Below are 4496 nucleotides of genomic sequence, written 5' to 3'. Positions count from 1 at the left end.
GCGGGCAGGCCGGCCGGCCGACCGGGCGCTGGCCGCGGCGGCGCGCGAGGCGATCATCGAGGAGGCCCCGGAGGCCGGTGGGCTCTGCGCGCTGGCCGCGCTGCTGGAGGTGTCGCCCTACCGGCTGAGCCGGGTGTTCTCCAGGGAGACGGGCGTCTCGCTGACCCGCTACCGCAACCGCGTACGCGTCACCCGGGCCATGGACCGGATCGTCGAGGGCGAACCCGGCCTCGCCGCCCTGGCGGCCCAGCTCGGCTTCGCCGACCAGGCGCACCTGACCCGCGTCGTCCGCGAGCACGTGGGGCACACGCCCACGGTGCTGCGTCGGCTGCTCGCCCCGGGTCCGGGCCCGTCATGAGCCGGCGGGGCGGGGTCACGCGGGCACGGTGACGACCAGGTCGGGGGCGAGCAGGCCGGCGGCGCGGTCCGCGGTCAGCGCGCCGAGGATGTAGCCGTCCTCGTCGACGACGGGCCAGACCGCGAGGTGCTTGATCCGCATGGCGATCGCGGCCAGGGCCAGGCCCATGGTCGGCCAGGCGAACGGGCCCCGCTGGTGGGTGGTCGAGCTGATCGCGGTCCGCTCGGCGTACCAGGAGCGGGTGAGGAACGGATGGAGTCCGGTGCGGGTGACCAGCCCCTCGCAGCGGCCGTCGTGGCCGCGGACGAGCAGGTAGTCGAGGTGGGCGCCGCGGAGGACGTCGTCGGCCTGGTCGACGGTGCTGTCGTCGGCTATCTGGTAGTCGCAGGGGTCCATGGCGTCGGCGACCGTGAGGCCGTGGCAGGGTCGTGCGGGCTGGGGCGAGTGAGTGGTCACGGCGTTCACCGCTTCCCGTCTCCGGCCGCCCGCCGGAGCGGGGCCTGCCGGGCTGTCCTTCACCCAGAACGAAGCCGGAACGGGACCGGAATGCGGGTTGCCCTGGATGTCTCCGAGGCTACTCCCCGGGCGGACGGGGCGGCGGGCGGTGCGCGGGACGGGGCGGAGAGCGGGGCGGCGGGCGGCCCGGGGGAGGCCGTGGCGGAGTAGCGTGGGAGGCAGCCAAGGACATTCCGCACACCGGCATCAGCGTCGACGTCGCCCTGGGTCATGACGGGTCCCTCGTGGACCGGACGGGCGGCCTCAGATGATGCCGATCCCCCTCCCCAACCCTTCGCCCACAGGGCCGTGGACGGTGCCCGGTGCGCCGCTGCTGCCGCGCCTGGAGCTGGAGCCGACGCAGTCGCGGGAGGGCGTCTTCGACGGGGCCTGGTGGCCCCGCTCGAACCAGGTCAATACCGAACTGCCGGACCTGATCACCGCGCTCGGCGCCCACTTCGGGCGCATCCTCCGGGTCGGCCTCGACACCTCGGCGTGGGACGGTGTGCCCCGGTCCGTGATGGCGAACGGCCTGATGATCAGGATCAACTGGTTCCCGGGCAGCGACGCGACGATCAGCGTCACCCGGGGCCTCCAGGACCACTTCCTGCTGCTGGTGGTGCCGCCCGGCACCGACCCGACGACGGCCGCCTCGGCGATGGCCGGCGCCTCCGCGACCGGGAACCACACCCCGGCGGCGGAACTCCTGCTCGGCTGACGGCCGTCGGCGCTGCGCGGGCAGCGGGCAGCGGGCAGCGGGCAGCGGGCACCGGGCACCGGGCAGCGGGCACCGGGCACCGGGCACCGGCTCCGGGTCAGGCTCAGGAGAGCTCGTCGGAAGAGCTCCGGAGAACTCGTCGGAAAAACTTTCGCGGGGAGCGATGAGTTCTCGGGGCGGTCCCGGTCTACCCCTGTGCAAGCGACAGACGTGACCACGGAGGAGATCCCGAGATGACCGAGAACCTGGGCGAGCTGACCATCACCCGCGAGCTGCCGGGCGCCCCCGCCGCCGCGTTCGAGGCGTACTTCGAGCCGGAGCAGTTCGTCCGCTTCTGGGGTCCGGTCGGCACCCACGTGCCGCTGGACACCGTGACCATCGAGGCGAAGGAGGGCGGGCGCTACGACAGCACCATGGTGGTCGACGAGACCGGCGACCGGTACCCGTTGAAGGCGGAGATCACCGAGATCCGGGCGGGCGAGTTCTTCGCGATGGTGGAGGAGGGCTCGGGCATGCGCTCCACCCTCACCTTCACCGGGCTCGACGAGGGCCGCACCCGGGTGGTGCTGCACCAGACCGGGGTGCCGGAGATGTACCGCGGCCCGGAGGCCGAGGCGGGGCTGAACTCCAGCTTCGACCGGCTGGTCGAGCACCTCGCCGGCCGGAGCTGACCCGGCGGCCGGCCGCGTGCCGTCCCGGCCCGGTGCACGGGCCGGGGGCGGCGCCGCTCGGCGGTCGGCGCCCTTCAGTGGTCGGCGCCGCTCAGCGGTCGGTGTCCTGGGGGTACCAGCGGAGTTCGACGGTGTTGCCGTCCGGGTCCTGGACGTAGACGGAGGTCGCGGTGCCGCGGGCGCCGTAGCGGGGGACGGGGCCTTCGAGGACGGTGAAGGTGCCGGCGTCGATGACCTCCTGCCAGTCGAGGGGCTCGACGGTGAGGCAGAAGTGGTCGACGTTGGACTCGTGCCGGGGGCGGTGGACCAGGTCGATGATGGTCTCGGCGCCGACCCGGACGGACGGGAACGGCGCCCGGCCGGCCCGCCACTCGTCGACCCGGACGGGGGCCAGGCCGAGCTGGCCGGAGTAGAAGGCCAGCGAACGCTCGACGTCGGCGACGTTGAGGACCAGGTGGTCGAAGGCTACGACGCGCATGGGTGATCGGCTCCGCTCGGGTGCGACTGCTGGGGACGGGTTCCACCATCCTCCTGGCCGGAGGCCTGATCAACGCGTGATCGTCGTACGATCGTTGAGCCGCATTCAACGATCGAGGGGCGGGCGGGACCGGGATGCTGGAGCGGCTGGAGATCGAGGTCGTCCTCGCGCTCGCCGAGGAGCTGCACTTCGGGCGGACCGCCGAGCGGCTGCACCTGACCACGGGGCGGGTCAGCCAGGTGGTGCGGAAACTGGAGCGCCGGATCGGTGCGCAGCTGTTCGACCGCACCAGCCGGTCGGTCCGACTCACCGCGGTGGGGCGGCAGTTGGCCGAGGACCTGGTGCCGGTGGCGGCGGCGACGGAGGCGGCGCTGCGCCGGGCGGAGGACGCCGCCCGGGGCGTCACCGGGGAGCTCCGGGTGGCGTTCCTCGGGGAGTGGACGGCGCCCGTGCTGCTCAAGGCGGCCGCGCTGTTCGGCGAGCGGTACCCGGACTGCCGGGTGGACGTGCGCGAGGTGCAGCTGTCCAACTCCCGGTCGAGCCTGGAGGACGGCTCGGTCGACGTCCTGATCGCCTCCTACCCGTTCGACGGCATGGCCCGCGGGCCGGTGCTGCTGACCGAGCGGCGGGTCCTCGCGGTGGCGGCCGGGCACCCGTTGGCCGCGGAGCGGTCGGTGTCGGTCGAGGTGCTCGCCGACCACCCGGTGGTGCAGTACCCGGCCGTCACCTCGGCGGGCTTCAAGCGCGACCGCACCCCCGACCGCACCCCGTCCGGCCGTCCGGTGCCCAAGGGCCCGTCCGGCGGCACCTTCTCCGAGCTGCTCAGCCTGGTCGCGATGGGCCGCGGCGTCCTCCCGGTCGGCGAGCACTCCCGCCACTACTACCCGCGCCCGGACGTCGCGTACGTGCCGATCCACGACGCGCCCCCGATCGAGCGCGGCCCGGTCTGGCTGGAGAGCAACACCACCGCCCGGGTCCGCGCCTTCGTCCGGGCGGCGACGGACGTCGTCGCGGAGCGGCCCGGGGGCGCGCCGCTCCGCGCGCCGGCGACGGACTGACCGCGCCCGCCCCGAAGCGGTTCAACTCGCCCTGCGCCGACGGTAGTAGTGCACGGTGAGCACGGCGAGGAGCGGCCCCCAGGCGGCCAGCGGCAGGTAGCCGATCCAGAACACGACGGTCTGCCAGCCGTGGGTGACGATCGCGGCCACACCTCGCCCCAGCGGGCGACCAGGCCGAAGCAGAGGAGGGCCAGCGCCTCGCTGACCACGCTGAGCGCGAGGATGTACGCCCAGCCTCCGTCGAACGGGGCGGGGTCCCGCTCCGCTGGTGTCGGGCCGTGGTCGAGCAGCGGCAGGCCGACGATGAAGCCGCCGATCCGCCAGAGGCAGGAGGGCAGGACGGCCAGGGTGATCGCGTACCCGGTGCGGACCGCCCAGCGGGGCACGCCCGGTGCGGGGGTGCCGTGCAGTCGTGCCGCGATCGTCCGTGCGCCCATGGTTCCGCCTCCCGACCCGGGCGGACGCGGTCCGTCCGCCACCGGCTCCGACCCTCCCGGAGCGGGCCGGCCGGGGCGTCCTCATCCGGGCCGAACCCGCTCCCCCGGGCGAGGGAGCGGGCCGTTGCCCCGATGGCGGGGGTCAGGGCAGCAGCAGTCCCCAGGACAGGGCCCAGGGCAGGAACACCAGCCCGGCCAGTAGCAGGGCGCCCAGCCGCGCCCGGTCGGCCAGGGAGGCGGCGGCCAGGGCGGCCCGCTCCCGCCGGGCGCCGGCCGCGGCG

General features: G+C 74.7%; 7 protein-coding genes. 4 read left to right on the top strand and 3 right to left on the bottom strand.

All coding sequences use genetic code 11. The features are described 5' to 3' along the window. The coding region (locus AE652_RS36025; RefSeq protein ID WP_049659225.1) for a helix-turn-helix transcriptional regulator at positions 1 to 358 on the top strand (358 nt) is incomplete at its 5' end. Positions 359 to 373: 15 nt separating this feature from the next. Here AE652_RS36025 and AE652_RS36020 read toward each other — a convergent pair. Then, complete coding sequence (locus AE652_RS36020) at positions 374 to 814, bottom strand: CBS domain-containing protein (RefSeq protein ID WP_159028656.1); 441 nt, start codon at positions 812 to 814, stop codon at positions 374 to 376. Positions 815 to 1121: 307 nt separating this feature from the next. On the opposite strand from AE652_RS36020, the gene AE652_RS36015 reads away from it, so the two are divergent. Continuing rightward, entirely contained in the window at positions 1122 to 1571 is a 450-nt protein-coding gene (locus AE652_RS36015; protein ID WP_063780379.1) for a DUF5994 family protein, read from the top strand. Between the two features lie 233 nt (positions 1572 to 1804). After that, complete coding sequence (locus tag AE652_RS36010; protein WP_049659222.1) at positions 1805 to 2242, top strand: SRPBCC domain-containing protein; 438 nt, start codon at positions 1805 to 1807, stop codon at positions 2240 to 2242. 91 nt (positions 2243 to 2333) lie between these two features. Here the strand turns inward: AE652_RS36010 and AE652_RS36005 are convergent, their stop codons facing one another. Further along, complete coding sequence (locus tag AE652_RS36005; RefSeq protein ID WP_049659221.1) at positions 2334 to 2720, bottom strand: VOC family protein; 387 nt, start codon at positions 2718 to 2720, stop codon at positions 2334 to 2336. Positions 2721 to 2854: 134 nt separating this feature from the next. On the opposite strand from AE652_RS36005, the gene AE652_RS36000 reads away from it, so the two are divergent. Next, entirely contained in the window at positions 2855 to 3778 is a 924-nt protein-coding gene (locus AE652_RS36000; protein ID WP_049659220.1) for a LysR family transcriptional regulator, read from the top strand. Positions 3779 to 3799: 21 nt separating this feature from the next. Here AE652_RS36000 and AE652_RS49110 read toward each other — a convergent pair whose 3' ends face one another. Then, entirely contained in the window at positions 3800 to 3928 is a 129-nt protein-coding gene (locus AE652_RS49110; protein WP_255357475.1) for a hypothetical protein, read from the bottom strand. Between the last annotated feature and the right edge of the window lie 568 nt (positions 3929 to 4496).

The sequence above is a fragment of the Kitasatospora sp. MY 5-36 genome, from assembly GCF_001182915.1.
Lineage (GTDB): Bacteria > Actinomycetota > Actinomycetes > Streptomycetales > Streptomycetaceae > Kitasatospora.
The sequence above is the reverse complement of the archived record's forward strand: the minus strand, read 5'-3'. Positions and strand labels throughout refer to the sequence as shown.